The organism is Alteromonas sp. MB-3u-76, from assembly GCF_002831605.1.
GTDB classification, from domain to species: domain Bacteria; phylum Pseudomonadota; class Gammaproteobacteria; order Enterobacterales; family Alteromonadaceae; genus Alteromonas; species Alteromonas hispanica.
The window spans coordinates 3,725,548-3,746,965 of sequence record NZ_CP025115.1 but is presented as its reverse complement, the minus strand read 5'-3'; the positions used below and the strand labels follow the sequence as shown (position 1 = coordinate 3,746,965).

At 43.6% G+C, this 21,418-nt stretch carries 19 protein-coding genes; 10 read left to right on the top strand and 9 right to left on the bottom strand.

Annotated features, from left to right (window positions below; all coding sequences use genetic code 11):
- Positions 1–46: 46 nt before the first annotated feature.
- Positions 47–1,876, top strand: a complete 1,830-nt coding sequence (locus tag CW735_RS16635; protein WP_071980661.1) for a putative nucleotidyltransferase substrate binding domain-containing protein — start codon at positions 47–49, stop codon at positions 1,874–1,876.
- Between the two features lies 1 nt (position 1,877).
- A complete protein-coding gene (locus CW735_RS16630; RefSeq protein ID WP_071980660.1) occupies positions 1,878–2,576 on the top strand; it encodes a 3'-5' exonuclease in 699 nt (232 codons plus the stop codon).
- 112 nt (positions 2,577–2,688) lie between these two features.
- On the opposite strand, the gene CW735_RS16625 is transcribed toward CW735_RS16630, so the two are convergent.
- Entirely contained in the window at positions 2,689–3,672 is a 984-nt protein-coding gene (locus CW735_RS16625; protein ID WP_100972969.1) for a GGDEF domain-containing response regulator, read from the bottom strand.
- Positions 3,673–3,977: 305 nt separating this feature from the next.
- Complete coding sequence (locus CW735_RS16620) at positions 3,978–4,484, bottom strand: fasciclin domain-containing protein (protein ID WP_071980658.1); 507 nt, start codon at positions 4,482–4,484, stop codon at positions 3,978–3,980.
- A 296-nt stretch (positions 4,485–4,780) separates the two neighbouring features.
- On the opposite strand from CW735_RS16620, the gene CW735_RS16615 reads away from it, so the two are divergent.
- Complete coding sequence (locus tag CW735_RS16615; protein WP_071980657.1) at positions 4,781–5,956, top strand: tetratricopeptide repeat protein; 1,176 nt, start codon at positions 4,781–4,783, stop codon at positions 5,954–5,956.
- Positions 5,957–6,184: 228 nt separating this feature from the next.
- Here CW735_RS16615 and CW735_RS16610 read toward each other — a convergent pair whose 3' ends face one another.
- The 5 genes from CW735_RS16610 to CW735_RS16590 form a co-directional block, all read right to left on the bottom strand.
- Entirely contained in the window at positions 6,185–7,024 is an 840-nt protein-coding gene (locus tag CW735_RS16610; RefSeq protein ID WP_100972968.1) for an isopenicillin N synthase family dioxygenase, read from the bottom strand.
- 168 nt (positions 7,025–7,192) lie between these two features.
- Positions 7,193–8,404, bottom strand: coding sequence for a NupC/NupG family nucleoside CNT transporter (locus tag CW735_RS16605; RefSeq protein WP_071980655.1), 1,212 nt, complete (start codon positions 8,402–8,404; stop codon positions 7,193–7,195).
- A gap of 12 nt (positions 8,405–8,416) precedes the next feature.
- Positions 8,417–9,040 carry a uridine kinase gene (udk, locus tag CW735_RS16600; protein ID WP_032095511.1) on the bottom strand — a complete coding sequence of 208 codons (624 nt, stop codon included), beginning with the start codon at positions 9,038–9,040 and terminating at the stop codon, positions 8,417–8,419.
- A 242-nt stretch (positions 9,041–9,282) separates the two neighbouring features.
- Positions 9,283–10,203, bottom strand: a complete 921-nt coding sequence (locus tag CW735_RS16595; protein ID WP_232368310.1) for a hypothetical protein — start codon at positions 10,201–10,203, stop codon at positions 9,283–9,285.
- A 44-nt stretch (positions 10,204–10,247) separates the two neighbouring features.
- Positions 10,248–11,099, bottom strand: a complete 852-nt coding sequence (locus CW735_RS16590; protein ID WP_232368309.1) for a PhnD/SsuA/transferrin family substrate-binding protein — start codon at positions 11,097–11,099, stop codon at positions 10,248–10,250.
- A 417-nt stretch (positions 11,100–11,516) separates the two neighbouring features.
- On the opposite strand from CW735_RS16590, the gene CW735_RS16585 reads away from it, so the two are divergent.
- Together CW735_RS16585 and CW735_RS16580 are read left to right on the top strand one after the other, a co-directional pair.
- Positions 11,517–14,708, top strand: a complete 3,192-nt coding sequence (locus CW735_RS16585; RefSeq protein WP_100972967.1) for a TonB-dependent receptor — start codon at positions 11,517–11,519, stop codon at positions 14,706–14,708.
- 188 nt (positions 14,709–14,896) lie between these two features.
- The gene (locus CW735_RS16580) at positions 14,897–15,580 is read left to right on the top strand and encodes a type 1 glutamine amidotransferase domain-containing protein (RefSeq protein WP_100972966.1); all 684 of its coding nucleotides are present in this window, start codon (positions 14,897–14,899) and stop codon (positions 15,578–15,580) included.
- A 230-nt stretch (positions 15,581–15,810) separates the two neighbouring features.
- Here CW735_RS16580 and argR read toward each other — a convergent pair whose 3' ends face one another.
- Positions 15,811–16,275, bottom strand: coding sequence for a transcriptional regulator ArgR (argR, locus tag CW735_RS16575; RefSeq protein ID WP_100972965.1), 465 nt, complete (start codon positions 16,273–16,275; stop codon positions 15,811–15,813).
- Between the two features lie 260 nt (positions 16,276–16,535).
- Here argR and mdh point away from each other — a divergent pair, with 260 nt between their 5' ends.
- From mdh to CW735_RS16550, 5 genes are all read left to right on the top strand, one after another.
- Positions 16,536–17,474: a malate dehydrogenase gene (gene mdh / locus CW735_RS16570; protein WP_071980649.1), complete on the top strand. Its 939-nt coding sequence runs from the start codon at positions 16,536–16,538 to the stop codon at positions 17,472–17,474.
- Positions 17,475–17,881: 407 nt separating this feature from the next.
- Positions 17,882–18,166 carry an IS66 family insertion sequence element accessory protein TnpA gene (gene tnpA / locus CW735_RS16565; protein WP_100972964.1) on the top strand — a complete coding sequence of 95 codons (285 nt, stop codon included), beginning with the start codon at positions 17,882–17,884 and terminating at the stop codon, positions 18,164–18,166.
- Complete coding sequence (tnpB, locus tag CW735_RS16560; RefSeq protein WP_012518757.1) at positions 18,166–18,501, top strand: IS66 family insertion sequence element accessory protein TnpB; 336 nt, start codon at positions 18,166–18,168, stop codon at positions 18,499–18,501. The genes tnpA and tnpB overlap by 1 nt, the downstream gene beginning before the upstream one ends.
- Positions 18,502–18,524: 23 nt before the next feature.
- Positions 18,525–20,102 (top strand): IS66 family transposase, encoded by a 1,578-nt coding sequence (tnpC, locus tag CW735_RS16555; RefSeq protein ID WP_100972963.1) that lies wholly within the window; start codon positions 18,525–18,527, stop codon positions 20,100–20,102.
- Positions 20,074–20,469: a hypothetical protein gene (locus CW735_RS16550; protein ID WP_015066045.1), complete on the top strand. Its 396-nt coding sequence runs from the start codon at positions 20,074–20,076 to the stop codon at positions 20,467–20,469. The genes tnpC and CW735_RS16550 overlap by 29 nt, the downstream gene beginning before the upstream one ends.
- Positions 20,470–20,578: 109 nt before the next feature.
- On the opposite strand, the gene CW735_RS16545 is transcribed toward CW735_RS16550, so the two are convergent.
- Positions 20,579–21,376 (bottom strand): hypothetical protein, encoded by a 798-nt coding sequence (locus tag CW735_RS16545; RefSeq protein WP_071980648.1) that lies wholly within the window; start codon positions 21,374–21,376, stop codon positions 20,579–20,581.
- Between the last annotated feature and the right edge of the window lie 42 nt (positions 21,377–21,418).

Below are 21,418 nucleotides of genomic sequence, written 5' to 3'. Positions count from 1 at the left end.
TTTTCAAAAGAATATGCAGCCTTAAAGGAATAGTGAGGACTTTGTAATGACAGCAATAGCGAAACAGGTTGAAGACTTTCTATCTTCATCGGCCCCATTTGACATGTTGAACGAAGCGCAGCGCAGCGACCTCATTCGCAACGCTGATTTATTGTATGTGACAAAAGATAACGCCGGGCAATTTGGTGCGAAAGAGTCACGTTTGTATCTTATTCAAAGTGGACAATTCTCAGTAGAGGATGGCGAGGGTGCAGCGCGACATTTAAGCGAGGGAGATTATTTCAATTATACCGCTATTTTAGATAACCAGACTTACCCGCTCTCGGTCACCGTAGATAGCCCAGGTTTAATTTACAGTTTCGCTGCAAGTGACGTAACGGGTTTACTAGACCTTGTAGAAGTAAGTAGTTTTTTTAACGGCTTACGCAATAATGCGTTACAAAACCATGCAATCGCAGACTCTAACTCTATGTGGTTATACAAATCGTTAACCGATGTAGTGAGTAAGGCTCCGGTGGCGGCACATTGCGATACCACTATTGTGGAAGCGGCAAAACTCATGACCCAAGAAAAGGTGTCTTCGCTGCTTGTCACTGAAAACGAGAAACTAATAGGTATAGTCACCGACAGAGATTTGCGCTCACGTGTAGTGGCAGAAGCGTTTGATACTCATAGAGCGGTGAGAGATATTATGACCGCCACGCCTGCGCAAATTGGAAGTAATAGAACGCTGTTCGATGCTATGTCCCTCATGACAGAGAAGAATATTCACCACTTGCCGGTAATCGATCACTTATCGCAATCACCGATGGGCATGATAACGGCAAGTGACATTATTCGACATCAGCGCGGTAACGTCCTCTTTATTATTGGTGAATTAACGAAAGCTAACAGCCTTTACGAACTTATTCGGCTTTCTTGGCAATTACCCCACTATTTTGCCGCTCATGCTAAACGGGCTGGCGATTATGATATTGCGGGTAAGATTTTGTCGCAGGCGACAGATGTCATGACGAGGAAACTGATTGGCTTTTTTCAGCAGGACAACGGCAAAGCACCAATGATGTTCGCATGGCTAGTTTATGGTTCGCAGGCAAGGGAAGATCAAACAACAGGTTCTGATCAAGACAGTGGGTTACTTTTAGCCTCAAAACCTAACGAAAAACAAGCCGCTTACTTTGCTGAAATGACAGATTACGTATGTAAAGGTTTAGCAAAGTGTGGAATTAAACTTTGCGACGGTAACATTATGGCTAGCAACCCCAAGTTGCGACTGGCGTTAGATGATGCAGTAAGTGAGGCACAACAATGGGTTAATTCACCCACGAAAGAAGCCATAATGCACTTTAATATATTTCTAGATGTGCGCTGCGCCGCAGGCGATGCCAGCCTATTTAAAGAGTTACAAAAAAGGCGCGCTCCATTATTACAGCAAAAAATGTTCTTAGCGGCTCTTGCTCGCGCCAGTAACGAAGTATCTGTGCCCTTATCCATGTTTCAAAAGTTTAGCTATGAAAAAGGACGCAAGCAAAAAGACACTATTGATTTAAAAACACGGGCCGTCGCGTTGATAAATAATATTGCTCGAATCTATGCATTGGCTGATGGAATTACCTTACCTAACACAGTTACTCGCCTTGAGAGTTTATCTGAGAAGTCGGAGCTTTCTTCAAAAGACGCAGCAAATTTAAAAGACATATGGATATTTTTGAATCGACTTCGCTGGCGCCACCAGTTGGAAAACAAGGTTACGGATAATCTAGTGTCGGTAAGTACATTGTCTTCAATACAAAAGCATCAGTTAAAAGCCGGTTTTAAAGCCATAGAACGTGCCAATGAGGCTATGGTAATGAAGTTTTCCGGCGGGGTGGGTTAGCATGGTAATGCATTGGCTAAAGACCCGGCTATTTGGCAAAAAGGGATTGTCGTTTAAGAAACAACTATCTAATTTGTATGTCCATAACACAGAATTGTTGGCGATAGACTTAGAGCTTACCTCCCTTGATACGCAAACAACCAGTATTACATCGATAGGCTGGGCAAAGGGTAAAGGATGCCAATTGCCACTCAACGCCTGCGAGTATTATGTTATCGATACGCCAGCGGAACTTGGGCAAAGCCCAGTCATCCACGGATTAACTCAGGATATTTTACAAGAGGGTGTGTCATTACAACATGCGATTTCAAAAGTCTTGCCACTTTTAGAAACGTCAGTATTGGTATTTCACAATGCGAGCTTAGATTTAGCTGCGCTGAATAGGACGTTTGTAGAACTATCGCTGCCCGCTATCGATGTTGTGTATATCGATACTTTAAAGCTAGCGGTGTACCAATTGAATAAACAGCATCAAGTACTGCCAAATAACAGCGCAACGTTAAGTGTATGTCGACAGCGGTTAGATTTGCCCAGTTGTCCAGAGCACAACGCGCTTGATGATGCGATGGCTACCCTGCAGCTGTTTTTTGCTCAAATTGAACAGTTTGGACTTACCCAACAAAGTGCACTTTTGCAGTTACATCATACAAAAGCGCTAGGGTGCTATAGGCTTGGTAAAGAGGCTGGAACTAGACTGTAGCCGAACTCTAGTCTGGACTCTAAACTGGAATCTAGATTAGATCATAAGAAGTGTGCTTGCTCGAGGGAAGATCGCTTTAAAACAATGAAATTTAAAGGAGGGAAGCGTGCAATTATACCAATATTCGACGTTTGGTGGCCTTAATAGGCGACTCGTTTCCTGTGATAGTAAACCCTTCAGCTTTCACACAATTACGGCCCGATGTTTTGGCCATATAAAGGTGTTTATCAGCTTCTAACATCACGTACTCGATGGTTTTATCATCGTCAGCTTGTTTGGTTGAGAGACCGGCACTTAAAGTAACTCGCTCAAATTCAGATGCAGCATGTTTAATGTTGAGATCATACACTGTTTCTAACAGGCGCTTGGTAACCTCAACGGCACCTTGCGTGTCTGTATTCGGCAAAATAACCAGAAACTCTTCACCACCAATACGCACTAATTTATCCATAGGCCGCAGAAGTGAGCTACTAATACACTGACTCACCTTCCATAAACAACTGTCGCCATCTAAGTGACCATACATGTCATTAAATAGTTTGAAGTGGTCAATATCAAAAATGACAAGCGAAAGAGGGGTGATGTTTCTCAGACCGTCCCGCACCAAACGCGGAAGATAGTCATCAAGGTAGTGCCTGTTGTATGCGCCCGTTAACTTATCAATGTAGATAAGTTTTTCGAGTAAATCGTTGCGCATTTTATTTTTCAAATGCGATTTAACGCGGTTTTGTAGGGTACAGGCGTTAACAGGTTTTACAACAAAATCAACACACCCAGAGTTCCAGCACTTAGATTCCTCCTCTTCTGTAGACGAAGAGGTAACGAAAATGATTGGAATGCCTTCACATTGAGGTTTTTTTCGTAAGAGTGCGGTAGTCTCATGCCCGTCTAGCTCTGGCATAGAAACGTCCATAAGAATAAGGTCTGGTTTTTTGAAACGGCAGTATTCAATTGCATCTCTGCCAGAGGAAACAGACTCACAGGCCACAATGTCTTGCAGCAGTGTTTCTAGCACTAGTCGACTACTTGCATCGTCGTCAACAATAAGCACACTGCAATCAGACAGTGTTCTGTTATCCACCTGTTCTATGTACACGCCAAACCCTCAAAGACTATAACGCCTAGCTGGCGTTTAAATAACACATTACACCTGCTGAACAGAAAAGTGCATTCAACATAAGTTTAACATTGGCCATTTACACTAAATATTTATGCGTGAAGACAATTGACGGCATTCGGAAACGTGGGGGAGTATTTTAGAGCAAGAGTTGAGTGAACGGGGCTAGATAACCAAAGCGAAAACTAACAAACCACCGCATTTATGTCCTAATGTTTGGGAATAAAGCGGTGGTTTTATTTGATGTTCTAACTATCGCTTTTGTTTACGAAGCGATTTTACTCTTATAACGCAGCTGCTACTTCAGCAGGTAGTAATACAGCGTCGATAACGTGAATTACACCGTTCTCAGCCATTACGTCAGCTTTGATAACGTTTGCATTATTGATTTTTACTTTACCCATTGCAGCAGTAACCGATACATCGCTACCTTCAACTGTAGTTGCAGATGACAAAGTAACTACATCTTCAGCTTTTACCTTACCCGCTACTACATGGTAAGTAAGAATTTGTACTAGGGTGTCTTTATTCTCTGGCTTCAAAAGCATGTCTAGCGTACCTGCAGGAAGCGCAGCAAATGCCTCATCTGTTGGTGCAAACACAGTAAACGGGCCGTCGCCTTTCAATGTATCTACCAGGCCGCCTGCTTTCACAGCCGCAACTAGCGTTGAGAACATTGGGTTACTCGCAGCAGTGTCTACGATGTCCTTGTGGTCGCCCATTTTATGATGACCTGCAAAAGCCGAAGAACTCACTACCATTATCACTAAAGCACTTAAAAACTTACGCATGATTTATTTCCTTAAAGTTTAAAATTATGAACGTTAGATTTACTACTTGTTTACAAATCTGATTTCGCTAGTGGTTACGGTACTTTTGTCTAAAATGATGATTAACTTTATGTAATACGCTCTTCTCTTAGACGAAAAACCTTTAAATGAAAGGGCTGTAGGCGATCGAATATATTTTATCAATCCTTCATAAAAAGCCGCTGGTGTACGCAGCGCTAGGATTAATGAGATGTAAAGCAATAATCGCAGTTCAAGGTCTATACTAAAGTATCGAGTATTTTCTTGGAGTAAGAGATATGTTCACTCGACGTGTATTACTCGCCACCTGCGCGTTTCTAGCTGCATGCCAGAGCGTTACCTCTACAAGCTCGGTAAGTACTAAAAGCTTGCTAAGAGATGATTTATTCCCAAGCCACCAACTCTTTACTATTGAGACAGAGCAAGACGTTTTCTATCTTGGAAAAGAGGCGAAGCGGTTTGCAGAGCGCGCCATACTGGATGAAACCGCGAATGTTACTACCAAAAAGGCCAAAAATGTTCGAGGCTTTGTCAGTGCCATCCTCGACTACTCTGATAATGGCATTGCATATCGCAATAATGCAAACACGGTAGCAAATACAACATTTAGCAACCGAGCGGCAAATTGTCTTTCACTATCTATAATGACGTTTGCACTTGCCGAGCATGTTGGCCTTAATGCGACATTATACGAAGTTGACATTCCCGAGTACTGGACTAGGAGGGATGGTTTTAGCTTGCTCAATGGTCACGTGAACTTGCGGGTAAGTGCATCAGATAATCCCTCGTCTATTGTATTAGGTACCACCTGGGCGGATGTAGACTTTGATCCTCAGGCTATTCGCAGTCGCTTTCCTCGCGTACCTGTATCTAAACAAAGTGTGTTGGCCATGTTTTACAACAATAAAGGTGCCGACGCTCTGGTTGCAAATAGTTATACTCGGGCCTACAAGTATTTTAAAGCCGCTACCGAAGTTGCACCTCAACTTCAGCAAAGCTGGACAAACTTAGGGGTGCTTTACAGAATGAAAGGCGAATTGAAACTTGCCGAGAATATTTATCAGCACGCGCTTTCGTTAGATTCGGAGAACTTAACTGTTTGGGAAAATCTCGCGATCTTGTATCGGCACCAGAACAGGCATGAGGAGTCGAAGCAGTTGCTTGCAAGTGTGGAAACAAAACGTAAAACCAATCCGTTTTATCACTTTATTCTAGGCGAGCAGTCTTTCGAAGACGGAGAGTTTGCAAAGGCCTTAGCTCATTATCAACGGGCAGTGCGATTGGATAGAAAAAATCATGAAATTCTTTTTGGGTTAGCTAAGGCCTATTACGAACTTGGAGACATCAGCAATGCTCAGCGCTATTTGCAAGGCGCGGTTAATTTTTCCCCCGATAAGTACAGCGCACAGCATTATTCTTCAAAGTTAGCTGCATTAGCACACAATGAGCGTTAGCAGCCTTATCTTAGGAACATAAATAGAAAGACAGGCATAGAAAGTTAACGAGACAGGCATAAAAAGGGCTTAACGAGACAGGCATAAAAAGCAACTTATTAAGACAGGTATAAAAAGTAGGCTTATCGAGACAGGCATAATAGAGCTAAGTAAGACAGGCACTAAAAAACAGGTAAAAAAAAGCCACGGACTAGCCGTGGCAAGGTAACACTACAAAAGGAACTTCACTTAAATCACGCCTAGTTCACGAAGGCGCTCTTGCAGGTATGAGCCTGCGGTATGACGTTCTGAAAGAACAACATCTGGGCGAGGGTGTAAGAACAAAGGCAGTGAAATACGCGACTTCGTCATGTCTGCACCATCTGGATTTACAACCCTGTGGGTAGTCGATGGGAAGTAGTGACCGGATGCTTCTTGAAGCATGTCGCCAATATTCACAATCAAACTACCAAAGTCACACGGTACATCTAACCAGCTACCGTCTTTAGCCTGAACCTGAAGACCAGGCTCGTTAGCTGCTGGCAAAATAGTAATTAAGTTAATGTCTTCATGAGCAGCAGCGCGGATGGCATCCACTTCTTCATCGCCGCTTAGAGGCGGATAATGAAGAACACGCAATAAGGTTTGATCTGAATCTTTGATCATATTACCTAAAGGCTGGCTATATTTATCACTGACTTCACTTGGCGAGTGCGCTTCTATCCAACCCAATAATTCTGTGGCAAGCGTATTCGCTTCTTCATAATATTGAGAGATCTGAGGACGTAAAGACTCAGGACATTGTCCCCAAGGGTAATAGTGATAATACTCTTTGATATCTTTTTTCGTGAAGCCCTTAGCTACCTCAGAAACGCTCTGAGGGAAAAATCCGTCTTGCTTACCCTTGTTGTAAAGGTAATCGTTCTTCTCTTCACTGTTGAAGAAATCCTGCCAATTGTCATAAATACCTTGAACTAAAGACTGCTTGATAGGGTGATTTTTCAATACACCAAACCCAGTCTCACGCAACGATTTAACAAATTCTTCTTGCGCGTTTTCAGCTTGGTAGTCAACAGCAACTAATTGCATAATGTTTTCCCGTATATTTAGATTGCGGCATTATAAAGGTAGACGGGCTACAGAAAAAAGTCGCTGATATTGATTTACATCAACGTCAGCGAAGAATGCGCGTAATTTACATAAACCTGACCATTTAGTCTAGTAAAAAACTGACTAAATGGTCTGTTTAAATAAAATTTAACTGAGAGAGAGGAAAAAGCCCGCTAGTGCGGCACTCATTAAGTTTGATAAGGTTGCAGCAATAACCGCTTTTAATCCCAGTCGCGCAATTTCTTTTCTGCGAGTTGGTGCCATAGCGCCAATTCCGCCCATCAAAATCGCGATAGAAGAGAAGTTTGCAAAACCACATAGTGCAAAGGTGATAATGGCCTGAGAAGCTTCGGACAATTGATCTTGGTTTTCTAAGAAATTGAGATAGGCAACAAATTCATTCACTACCATCTTTTGACCAATAAAACTGCCCGCAAGTTGTGCTTCTTCCCATGGAACGCCGATTGCCCATGCAAGTGGTTGAAGAACAAACCCCAGGATCCCTTCAAACGTGACGTTTTCATAACCGAACAAACCTGCGCTCCAGCCAATGAGGCCGTTGAACATGGCAATGAGGGCTATGAAAGCGAGTAGCATTGCACCTACGTTAAGCGCAAGTTGCATGCCTGATGCTGCGCCACTAGCGGCAGCATCAAATACATTGGCATAGCCCGCGTCGTCTGCGTCTACGTCATGTAAATCTTCGTTTGGCTTACTTGTTTCAGGCAAGATGATTTTTGCCATCAATAAGCCGCCAGGCGCAGCCATAAAGCTGGCCGCTAAAAGGTATTTAAGCTCTACGCCCATTCCGGCGTAGCCGGCCATAACAGAACCAGCAATTGATGCTAAACCACCCACCATGATGGCAAATAGTTCAGAGCTGGTCATATGGGGTATAAAAGGGCGTACGACTAAAGGCGCTTCAGTTTGGCCTACGAAAATGTTGGCAGCTGAAGACATAGATTCGGGTCGGCTGGTGCCCAGCGCTTTTTGAAGAAAGCCACCGATCACCTTGATAATGATGCCCATTACCTTTAAATGATAAAGCACCGCGATAAGCGCGGAAAAGAAAACAATGACGGGAAGTACGTTGAACGCAAATATGAATCCTAACGATTTATTGCCAATAGGGCCAAATAGAAAGTCAATTCCCTGCTGGCTGTAGCCAATAATATTGGCCACAAACTGCGTTGCTTTATACAGAAATTGCTTACCGGGTTCAGAATACAGGACAAACGCACCAACAGCAGCTTGTATAGCAAATGCTCCACCAACAGTACGCCAGTTAATACTGCGCCTTGCCGACGACATCGCTAATGCAATACCTATAAGGAGCGCAACGCCCAGTAAACCTACCATAAATTATTTCCCTTAAAGAAGCGCTTGCTGAATGTGTGATTTGATCACATCTAATGCAATTTGATTTTTTCCACCCTGCGTTACCACTACGTCGGCAGTAAAGCGGCTAGGCTCTATAAACTGGTGATACATTGGCTTAACAGTCTCTTCGTACTGTTTTGCTACAGACTCTATCGATCTACCGCGCTCTTTTAAATCGCGCATCATTCTTCGCATTAGGCAAATATCGAGGGGAGTATCGATAAATATTTTCACATCGTATAACGGCAGCAAATCGGTGCGTGCTAACAACATGATGCCTTCAAGTATAATAACCGGCGCAGGGTTTAAGCGCTCTGTTTCAGGCAAACGAGTATGCGTTTTATAACAATAATGTGGATAGTCTATGGGCTGACCTTCTCTTAACGCCTGTAAATGAGCTTTTAGAAGCTCATGCTCAAATGCATTGGGATGGTCGTAGTTGTTTTGCTCTCTCTGCTCCATGGGCAGATGATCTTGCGCGCGATAGTAATGGTCTTCGCGCAAAACCTGGACAGGACGGCCTTGTGCGCTGAATCCGTTAAATAAATTTTTTGTAAAAAGAGACTTTCCAGAGCCTGAAGCTCCAGAAATGGCAATAATTAATGGCGATTGCATAGTACTAAAAAGCTGATTTTGTTGGTGCAAAGATACGCGCTTAGCCCTCGCGAATCAATGATATATTCACGCAGCCTAGTATTTTGGATCGGTCTTTGCTAGGTCTTTTCTTGAAGTTCACCGATATTTCAAGGTATTGCAGGCCATTCATTAAAACATGAAGACGTTATCCAATTGGTCAATATTATTCATATACAGCGGGTTGTTGTTTAAATTTAAAGCAAACTGTCTAGACCAACCCCCTAGTTACCAATTATTTCTATGTCAGCTAACGCGATTTTGGGTAAAGCATAAGAATGCTGTTTTGACCGAGACCCTTCACCTTGCGCCCTTGGTGGATAGTAGGTTTCTTTTTCCGTCGGGTAGTTGGCAAATACTTCATCAAGTGCTGCGCGAATTTCGCTGAGGGTTTTATCTAAATTAGCATTGAAGTCCGGCCTTTTCCGTTTGGTATGGCCTAACTCAATAAGGCGACCAAAACTTTTATTCGCCAGTGCGACCAACTCATTGGGTACGTCTTTGTGCGGAGGTAATTGCACTCCATGATTCTCGATGCAGAACTTCACTAACGCGGTGTAGAAGCATAGTGGTTTGTTCTGCAACGTCACAGCATTATCGGTGACGCCGTTTGATATGGTTTTATCTTGCAAGTTGATAATAAGCTTTGGGGTAGGGGGTAGTAATGCCTCTGCTCGTTGCGCCATTTGCTTTGCAGTGGTTCTGGTGTTAATCGCAAACATTGGCATTATAAGTAGTGACGCAATCAAAGCGGTCCAACTAAAACCAAGTGCGCTAGAAATAGGTTTGCTTACTATCTCTATATCTATGCGCTGTTCGGCATTTCTCAAAACAGTTGTATAACTTTTTGGAAAGCTGAGTGTTGATATTTCCTCACTTTTAAATTCTTCACCCTGAATAGACTTAACTAAAACAGGGTAGCCTTGGGTAGATAACTCCGCATTCAACGATGTAGTGTATTGCCATATTGCGTAGCTATTTACTGGCGTTTGCAGAGTTTGATTACCCACATCTAAAAAAGCGCTGTCTAAACTAATTCTTCGTTCAACCTTATCAATAGCGCCATGAAGCGTGCTTTGATATGAAACAAACTGTCCTGCAAAAGCTATGCACTGCAATAAAAAAAGCAGCGTCAATCCACTCATAACAATTCGTCGCTTAGATTTAAATGACAGTTTATTTGAAATGTTCATCGGCAGCCTTCCTCAAGAACAATATTCTTATAGTAGGGACGTGGATGTGCCATAGCAATATCATGGATGACTGACTGCATTGCGCAAAACAGGTCGGTGTTTTGAGTTTGCATCTTTAAATACCAACGCATTCCGCTTACCTGCTGTAATAATGGTGCGGTATAATTTTTTGACAGAATTTCTTCATCGTCTTTTGCCCAATAAGAGGAAATGATATCAACCTCACCAGCGAGCAGGGCACGCCTCAGTTCTTGATGTGAGCTGTAATATACAATGTTCACATTAGTATCACTTAACCCAAGCCGCTTTAATACTGTTTTAGGCACTATGTGCCCAGAGCGGCTGCTAGGGTAGTCGAGCAAGCCAATTCGCTTTCCCAATAAATATTCTTTTTCTAGTTTAGGCTTTTCTCGTAATGAGATAAAAAATGCCCCGTAATCTGGGTGAGATGCGATAGGCGTTAAGCCGTAGATATCGTTTGCTGCAAAGGCGTCTACTACGTTTCGTTTAACTAATGCTAAATCAACCACGCCATGATTGATATAACGAAAGGTGTCATAGTCACTCTGACCTATTATTACCTTTACCTCTCCATATTGTCGTTTTATGACATTATTGTTACAGATTTTTTCGCTAGCAAGCTGCGCGATTCTGCTGTCTGTAACATATACTGAAAATCGGTCGGCATTGGCTGAAAACCCGCCATTGCAGGTTAAATGTTGACCTGTTTGTGGTGGTATGTCAGAAAAGTTCCGTAAATTTGAAAAATAATTTACTAGGACGCAACAAACAGCTGCGAACGCTAATAGCCACCATCTTGATAAAGAAGCAATTCGTAGAGTTGTCAAAAGACGACCATTGAAGTTAATAATTTAAAGTTGCATTTCAACAGTTAAGGTTATTTATTGCAATAGATAAATTTATTTGAATGACCTATGTCTATGATTACTCGGTTTTTAACTTGGGTTAATCTGATTTTGGTTAAACGCTGTTTATTAGTCGCGTATGTGACAAGAATGAAGCTGAGTGATATGGGCGAGTAATAACAATAACAATAAGTAATTTAACTTGACTACATGGTCAGATTAAATTGAGGCGTTTATTTTCTTAAGTGATGTCGTAAGTAGATAAAAGCGCAATTTTTGTAATAGAAATGACACGAAGCTCATTAACACTTTGTACAAACCTCGTCCACGAATAGGACGAGCAATTTTGTCTGTAACACCTAGTTAGAAAAAAATTCAAAACAAAAGGGAAACACACACATGAACTTCAAAGCAAAACTCAGCCGCGTTGCAATCGCTGTTGCTGTTGCAGCTGGACTATCTTCAACAGCATTGGCACAACAAACCTCAGCAGGTATTCGCGGCACGATTGTCGACCCAACTGGTGCTCCCGAAGCAGGTGTCGAAATCACAATATTACACGTTCCTTCGGGAACACGTAGGTCTGTAACCACCAACGAAGAAGGTAATTATACGGTTCAAGGTTTACGAGTCGGTGGTCCATACAAAGTCACGATAGATTCTAACGAGTTTGAAGATCAAACAGTTGACGGTCTTTTCCTACAACTAGGCCAATTTGAGCGAGTCAACGGCCAGTTGCAATCTACTGATATGGAGGTCATTACTGTTTCTGGTTCTTCTTCAGGCTCTTACTTCCAAAACGTTGGTGCAAGCAGCTATTTCGGTGAAGAAGCAATTTTGGGTCAATCTGGCCTAACGCGCGACATAAAAGACGTAATCCGTGCTAACCCACTAGTTTCTGTTGGCACAGGTGGTTCGCGCGAATTATCAATTGCGGGTAACAACCCACGTTTCAACAGTATTACGGTAGATGGTATCAGCCAGAACGACAACTTCGGCCTAAATGCTGGAGGTTTCCCAACTCAACGCTCTCCTTTCCCTCTTGATGCACTCGACCAAATTACGGTCGACACAGTGCCGTTCACGGCCAAGCAGGGCGGATTTACAGGCGGTCTGATTAACGCTGTATTCAAATCTGGTACGAATGAAGTTACTGGCAATTTCTTTTACGAAAAAATTGGTGATGAACTTGCTGGCGACACTATAGACGCTCGCGGAAACGAAACGGAAATAACGTTTGGTGAAGTGACTTATGGCGCCACGTTTGGTGCTCCAATAATCAAAGACAAATTGTTCTTCTTTGGGGCTTATCAAAAACTAGATATCGACACTGCGCTTGAATGGGGACCAGCAGGAGCCGGATTTCCTAATGACACAGATATCACAGTAGATGAAATTAACGAAGTCATAAACATAGCACAAAATGTGTATGGCCTGTCGTCAGACCAGGTTGGAGGCTTTCAGGCTTCTCCCGTAGAGGAAGATGAGAGTATTGTCGCGAAGTTAGACTGGAACATAAGCGATTTTCATCGTGCATCTTTAACTTATCAGTATAATAAAGGTAACGTTACTTCTAATTTGACCAACAATAATGGCACTCTGACCTTGAGTTCAGGATTCTATAACCGCAGCGATGAACTTCAAAACTACAGTGCAAAAGTTTACTCTGACTGGACTGATAATTTCTCTACGGAGATTGCTTTCAATGTTCAGGATGTTGATAACGGACAGGTTTCTTTTAGTAATATTGGGTCTGTGACAATCGAAGAGGTTGGTGCTTTAGAAAGCGATGTCGAATTTGGTTCTGATCCATCACGTCACGCTAATAACCTCAATACCAAAAATACTACGTTCAGAGTCGATGCCAATTATTTATGGGACGACCATAATATTGAGTTTGGTATCGAGAATCAGTCGTTAGAAGTCTTTAACATTTTCCTGCAAAATTCTCGAGGTACACTCGTATTTGAAGGGCTGGAAAACTTCCGAAATGGACTGGCCGCCACTTACGATTATCAAAACGGTTTAGCTAATAACCCAGCTAATGCTGCGGCTGAATTTACCAACGACACATTAACGCTCTATGTTCAAGATACATGGGATTTCAATGATGATCTAACTTTGAGTTTCGGTGTGCGTTATGAGCGATTCTCGTCTGATGATAGACCAGAGTTTAACCAAGCAAGTTTCGAAAGAACAGGCGTACGCAACGATGCTACTTTCGATGGCAGAGATGTAGTTCTTCCGCGTTTCAGCTTTAACTATGCATTTAATGATGATGTTACGGTACGTGGTGGTATCGGCGTATTCTCTGGTGGTCAGCCTAATGTTTGGTTAGGTAACTCATTCTCGCAAGCTGGCGTAAACGCTGGTCAGTTCCAGGCTACAGACGTACAGGTTACAGGTGCAGACATTTCGGGTATATTGCCCGCTGCCTCTGCAGCGATTCCTAACACCGTCGATGAACTGCTTGCATCAGGTGCCGAGGGCGTCGTGTCTCTACTTGATCCTGATTTCGATATTCCGACTGATATCCGATCACAAATTGGTGTCGACTATGTGTTCGACGTTCCAGGCGTAGGGGATTCGTTTGTTTGGTCTACTGAGTATATCTATACGGATAGGGAAGATGCGCCACATTGGGTTGATATGTCCCTTCCTGGAATCAGTCAAAGTCCTACTTCTGGCGGCAGCACAAGGACGACTGCAACGGGTCAAACGCTTTACGTTGACGATGATGAAAACCGGGACCTAATGCTGACGAATTCTTCAGGCGGTCGTTCTAACATTATAACAACTAGCTTGAACAAATCGTGGGAGCAAGGTGTGACAATGTCGTTGTCCTATGCATATCAAGACATCACAGAGGCCAACCAGGGTACTAGCTCTACATCACAGAGTAACTATCGCTTCTCGCCTCAGATTAATCGTAACGACGCATTGCTTGGTACGGGTCGATTTGAGACGGAGCATCGTTTAGTAGCCTCTTTGGGTTATAAAACAGAGTTTTTCAACGGTTACGAAACAAATTTTAATCTATTCTTTGAGCGCCGTTCTGGTCGTCCGATTTCTTACACGGCTGCAATGGATAGAAACTTATTAGAGTTTGGTAGTGACCAATTTGGTAACGCTGCGTTTAGCCCTGAGTTCAATGGCGGTAACTACCTCGCTTATGTTCCTGGTGAGAATGACCCGAATGTTGTCTACGCAAGCCCAGAACTTGAAGCGGAATTACAAGCGTCAATTGCACAAGCTGGTCTGGCCGGTTATGCGGGGGGATTCGTGCCAAAAGGTGCTACAACCGAACCATGGCTAACAACTCTTGATTTAAGCGTAACACAGGAAATTCCTGGTTTTGTGGAAGGTCATAAGGGGCGCTTAATTTTTATAGTTGATAACTTGCTTAACCTAATCGATAGCAGCGCTGGTCGTGTAAGAACATCAGACTTTGGTACATTCCGTTTGTATGATGTTGATACACTCGATGCTGAGGGGCGTTACGTCATCGATAGAGTTCGTAACGATTCAACAGCGTTTGATTCTGATGATTCTACTTGGAGAATCAAGATCGGTATCAGTTACGACTTCTAATCACAAAGTGTGAATTAGTTGTAGTGTTAGGTGCCACTCTCCTTTGCGGACAGTGGCACTTTTTTATTTATGCAACTTATCTCACAAATCCGCGCGCTAATCGTTTCTTGATTGCGCTTATGATCTATTAATCTCCTTAAAACGAACCAAGTTACATTGTTTTTTTAATTACAACGCAAGGAGGTCAAATGTCAAAGTCTATTCTTATGGTAATGACATCACACGAAATTATGGGTGATACAGGCAATAAAACGGGAATGTGGTTGGAGGAGTTTGCTTCCCCTTATTACGCATTTAAAGACGCTGGTTATTCTATTACATTAGCGTCTCCCATGGGCGGGCAGGTACCTATCGACCCCAATAGCCTCTCCGACGATGCCATGACCGACGATGCCATACGTTATACTAAAGATGACGTAGCACGAAGCGCCGTTGCCTCTACTATCCCACTCGAAGATGTGCGTGCAGAAGAATTTGATGCGGTGTTTTATCCGGGTGGTCACGGTCCCCTTTGGGACCTATCTGACAATGCATATTCTATCAAACTCATCGAAGATACCATTGCAGCGAATAAGCCAGTAGGTGCGGTGTGTCATGCGCCTATTGTGCTAAAAGACGTTAAGAACCCTGACGGCAGTTTTTTAGTTGACGGTAAAGCTGTAACTGGCTTTTCAAATAGCGAAGAGGCGGCCATGCAGTTAACCGATGTGGTGCCTTACCTTGTAGAAGACGAGTTGAAAAGCAAAGGCGGAAAGTTTGAAAGCGCCGACGATTTTGCAGTAAAAGTATGTACTGATGGACTACTTGTAACAGGGCAAAATCCACCGTCATCTCGCCCTGCAGCAGACGCTTTGATAAAGTTAATTTCATAAGCAAGTTTTATGAGCGAGTTTCATGAGCAAGTAGAGCGCTGCGAACATTGGTTCACTCGCGTTGAAAGTTTTTGATTAAAGACTTTCTAAAGCGAAAAACCATTGAACAGCGTCTATGCTAATGAGAACGCTCTAATAAAAAAAATTTAAAATAGAAAAAGCCGCTGTTAAATATGTTTTCTCTTATCGAGAAACTTATTTAGCAAGCGGCTTTTTTGTATTGAGACGCTTTAAACGTTGTCGAACAGGTCTTCAACACGCAAACGAAGCTCTTCTATTTTTTGAACATCCGCAGGCGCGATAAAGATAGTATCGTCACCAGCAATGGTGCCCAGTACGCCATCTTTTTTACTCAACGAGTCTAGTAGCCTGGCAATAAGTTGTGCTGCGCCTGGGCTGGTTCTAATAATGACCATTACATTGTTGTGTACTACATCAAGCACAAGCTGTTTTAACGGGCTTTTGGCAGTGGGCATTCCAAGCTCTGGTGGTAGGCAGTAAACCATGTCTCCACGAGCGTTACGAGTGCGTACAGCGCCAAACTTACTGAGCATTCTTGATATTTTCGACTGACTAATATTGTCGAAGTTTTGCGCCTTTAAGGCATCTACTATTTCACCTTGTGAACCGTAGCTCTCAGCTTTAAGTATTTCTTTGAAAGCTTTAATCAGTTGTTCTTGTTTTGTGTTAGCCATTAAGCGCTCTTTTTTGTCTCATTAGTTGTTTTAACCAGTAGGGTATGGCCAAAACAACTGAATTCAGTTTTTATTCGCATATTGTGCCCCACAGGTGGACTTTAGGCAATTTGTTTGCATAATCATCCATGATAATGAATATTGACAAAAAATCGCTGTTTATGGCGTCAATAAGACGATCCGGTGATTGAGTTTTCCCCCGCGTTGCATTAGTGTGACGTTCCGTTTAAATACGTGAGTAATCCCATAGGAGAAATGGTATGAAAGTAGCCGTGTTAGGTGCTGCAGGTGGTATCGGTCAAGCGCTGTCGTTGTTGTTAAAAACACAATTGCCAGCAGGTTCAGATTTAGCGCTTTATGACGTTGCGCCAGTTGTTCCTGGTGTTGCAGTTGATTTAAGCCACATCCCCACTGCGGTTAAAGTAACCGGTCACGGTAAAGATGACCTAGCTGGTGCACTAACTGGATCAGACGTTGTTCTTATTCCAGCTGGTATGCCGCGTAAGCCGGGTATGGATCGTTCTGATCTATTCAACATCAACGCTGGAATCGTTAAAAACCTTATTGAAGGTGTTGCTGATAACTGTCCAGACGCGTGTGTTGGAATCATCACCAACCCAGTTAATACTACAGTTGCTATCGCAGCTGAAACGCTTAAAGCAAAAGGCGTTTACAACAAAAACAAACTTTTCGGTGTAACTACGCTAGACGTAATCCGCGCCGAAACTTTTGTTGCTGAGCTTAAAGGTGTAGACGTATCTTCTGTGCACGTGCCGGTAATCGGTGGTCACTCTGGTACAACTATTCTTCCTCTTCTTTCACAAGTTGAAGGTGTTGAGTTTACCGACGAAGAAGTGGCTAGCCTAACGACTCGTATCCAAAATGCGGGTACTGAAGTTGTTGAAGCAAAAGCGGGCGGCGGCTCTGCAACCCTTTCTATGGGTCAAGCAGCAGCTCGTTTCTGCCTATCTCTAGTTGCAGCAATGCAAGGCGAGAACGTTGTTGAGTACACTTATGTACAAACAGACGACAGCGATGACGCAGCATTCTTCGCTCACCCAGTTCGCTTAAGTGCAAACGGTGTTGAAGAAATCTTGCCATACGGCGAGCTAAGCGCATTTGAAGAAAAAGCGAAAAACGACATGCTTGAAGGCCTACGTGGCGACATCAAGCTAGGCGTAGATTTCGTAAACGGCTAGGGGTGAAATCACTGGTAGGCTTGTAAACGCAGGCCCGCCGTGAATACATCCTTGTAGGCTTCGCCACCGCATCCCTGCGGTGGAGAGCCTGCTCATTACAAGCCCACCAGTTTAAGCATTCCCCGCATAGCATCCATTTACTGCGTTTGAGTATAAGAACAGACAGTCTGTTACGACCTTACGTATCCAGCCTTTTTGTTACATCTTGTAGGCTTCGCCGCCGCACTCATGCACGGGCTCTTGAAAGAGTAAAAGCCTGCTTGTTACAAGCCTTCCAGTTTAAGCATTCCCCGCATAGCATCGATTCACTGCGTTTTAAAAGTAAGCGATCAATATAGGCCGTCTTCCCCAGATTTAGCTACTCCGTAAAATAGCCTCCGTAGATTTTACTAACGGAGACTTTACTGATGGCAACAAAAAGACGTACACGTGAGCGATGGCAAAGATTGGTTGACAAGCAAGCAGCAAGCGAGCTGACAGTCAGTGAATTTTGTGCACAGCATGCGTTAACAGTATCAAATTTTTATCTGTGGCGTAAAAAGCTGAGCGATGATAGTCAACCGTTTGCGCAGCAGGATAACTGGCTTGCTTTTGATATGCCAGCGAGCGGGAACCAGAGTATAGATTCAGCGTGGGAGATTGAACTGGTATTACCCGGTGGTGTGGTGCTGCGGATGAACCGAGCGGCCTGATGTTACCCTTATCTAATGGGCGTATTTGGTTGTACACCGGCAATGCCGATATGCGCAAACAGTTTGATGGGTTGGCAGCGCTGGTACAGAGCAAGTTGGGCATGCAGGCGCATTGTGGTGACTGGTTTGTGTTTATCAATAAACGCCGCACCCAGCTAAAGGTATTGTATTACCATCAGGGCGGTTATTGTTTGTGGAGCAAACGCCTGGAAAGAGGTACCTTCGCCAAAGTCACTGACGGCACAGCAAAAACACCATTAAACAGCGCTCAGTTACAGTGTTTGATTGATGGGATTTACTGGCAAAAAGACAAACAAAACAGGCGATTTAATTAACTGATTTTGTTATAATTTAGCCCATGAAAACACGCTATATTAGTCACCTTTCACCGTCTGAAATTGAGGCTGCCTTTGCTCATCAAGCCGATGAAATTGCGCAACTCAAGCAGCAACTCGACTGGCTTAAACGTCAGTTGTTCGGGCGTAAGTCTGAAAAGGTGTTAGCGGATAATCCGGCGCAGAGCAGTTTGTTTGATGAGGGGGAAACCCTCACCTTACCGGCAGAAACAAAACCGGTGAAGGCACATACTCGTTCCTCACAAAAGCAACGTCGCGACTCGGATTTGAATGATGAAGGCCTGCGTTTTGATGAGACAGTGCCGCAACAGATTATTGATATACCTGCGCCAGAATTACAGGGGGCGGATGCCGACCAGTATGAATTAGTGGATACCAAAGAAACCTGTCGCTTAGCACAACAGCCTGGCAGTTATGTGGTATTGAGATTCCGTCGTCAGGTCGTGCGTCATAAAACCACGCAAACCATTAAGGAGACCCCAGCGCCAGGCAATGTGCTGGAAGGCTGTTACTGCGATGTCTCACTGCTCGCCGGACTGATGGTTGATAAAGCGGTGTATCACTTACCGCTTCACCGGCAACATCAACGGATGCTGGATAGCGGTATTACCCTTAGCCGGGCCACCTTAATCAACTGGATACAAAAAGGCATTGAGCTGCTTCGACCCATCGCCAAAGCCCAGTGGCAACACATTCTGCAAAGTAAAATACTGGCCATGGATGAAGTGCCCATTAAAGCAGGTCGCACTAAAGGCGCTGGCCGAAAACCCGGACACATGAAACAAACCTACTTCTGGCCCCTGTACGGTGACAGTGATGAAGTGGCGTTTACCTGGAGTAACAGCCGGGGTATGTTGTATGCCCAAGCACAGTTACAGGACTTTACCGGTACCTTGCTCACCGATGGCTATGCCGCTTACACCAAAACGGTAGCGCAGATAAACCAACAAGAACAACAGATTGTGCACGCAGCCTGTTGGGTACACATGCGCAGGGGCTTTGAAAAAGCCCTCGACAGTGAGCCGCAAGCCGCACAGCAGGCACTGGATATTATCGCTGCGCTCTACCGACATGAAAAACACATCAGGCATAAACAATTAGACCTGGCCGATATCCATGCTTACCGGCAACAACACAGCGAACCCTTAGTCACTGACTTCTTCCGGTGGGTTTATCAACAACGACAGCGCACTGATTTACTCCCCAAGTCTCCCTTCGCCAAGGCACTCGATTATGCGCATGAACGAGAATGCCAACTCAAGGTGTTCCTGAGCAATCCTGCTTTACCCATGGACACCAATCATCTTGAGCGGGCACTGCGTGTTATTCCCATGGGGAGAAAAAACTATTTGTTCTGCTGGTCCGAACTCGGGGCTGAACAACTGGGCATATTACAAAGCCTGATGGTGACTTGCCGCCTGCAAGGCGTTAATCCCTACCATTATCTGGTGGATGTATTACAACGCGTGGCATTGCATCCGGCCAAAGACGTACTCGACCTCACGCCGCGGCTCTGGAAACAAAAATACAATCAAAACAGGTTAGTCAGCGATGTCAAAATACTCACTTCCCAACACTAAAATCTCAGCCACAATTATGGAGTTCGGTAAAGGAGTGTTAAATGCACTCCCTGCTGATTACAGCCAGTCAGAAATGGAAGATGCTATGCTGACGATAATAACCGTGTGGAATGCCATCGTACTGGACACTTGGCACAACACAGACAAAAATGAAAAAATGGTGCTTGATGCACTCTCTCAAGCGCCTAAAGAAGGACAACTTCAAGTAAAACGATTGATAAAAAGAAAGAAGACCAAGTTTAGCGATGATATCCGCGCGGTTGGAGATCACTGGATAAGAGAAGAGCAAGGGGACTTTATCTTCGGCTGTGAAGCACGGTTAGATATAGAACGCATCTCCTTAAACGAAGATAGCCTCAAACACTAAACGAATCACAACGGTCTATATTGATCGCTTACTTTTAAAATAAGTAAATGCAGTCTGTTACGACCTTACGTATCCAGCCTTTTTGTTACATCCAGTAGGCTTCGCCACCTTATTGATTTTTAATTCTGTACAGTTTTATTTCGCCCGAGCCTACTGGGTAACCTTTATGTAGGGCATAGGTATAGCCGTGTATCATGCCTTCAGCTTTAACAAATAAAAGAATGTTTGAGGCGAAGGTAGTGTGTGAGGCTTCAATCTCGATCACTTTACCGTTTATACTGACGTTGTCTGGCGAAAAATGAGTTTGAGTTTCCTGAAATGTATTAGTGCCTTTGCTATATACACTTAATGTTCCCTGTTTATGCTCGTTTAATTGGAGTAATGCCAGCTCTGGCTCATCTAAATACTGCATCACGCCAACCCATGTACCGTAGGGGTGCTCTACTAAACTCTTCTCAGCGTCCAGAATGATATGCTTACGATTCTCAACAAATTTACGGGGAGTGGATTTTGCTTCTTGTTTTACAAGCCGATAGGTTCGAGATAAATAACTATCATCCCCTTTATAGCTAGATTCTAAAACCGAAAAACCGATCCCTAAATAAGGAGATAGGGTGAGAGTTCGCGTTACGTTGTCTTCAATAATAGTGTTGATTGTGCACCGGTTTTCTATGCACTTTATATCGCTGTTGGTGAAGGTTGTACGTCGAACTTTTTTCAAACCACCCGGAATGACTATTTCATAGAAGTAGTGTTCATCACTGTCAGTTATTTCAAGCAGTCTGAAGGTTAATTCATCATCAGCAATGCCTTCCCATAACCCTGGTGACATTTCCATAGTTTTAGCGTTGCCGATATTACTTAGCGACAACGACGCAATAAATAGTGTTAGTAGAATAATGCGCATTTTTAATCCTTTAAAAAAGAGGAGACGGCTTTCAAGGTTGTC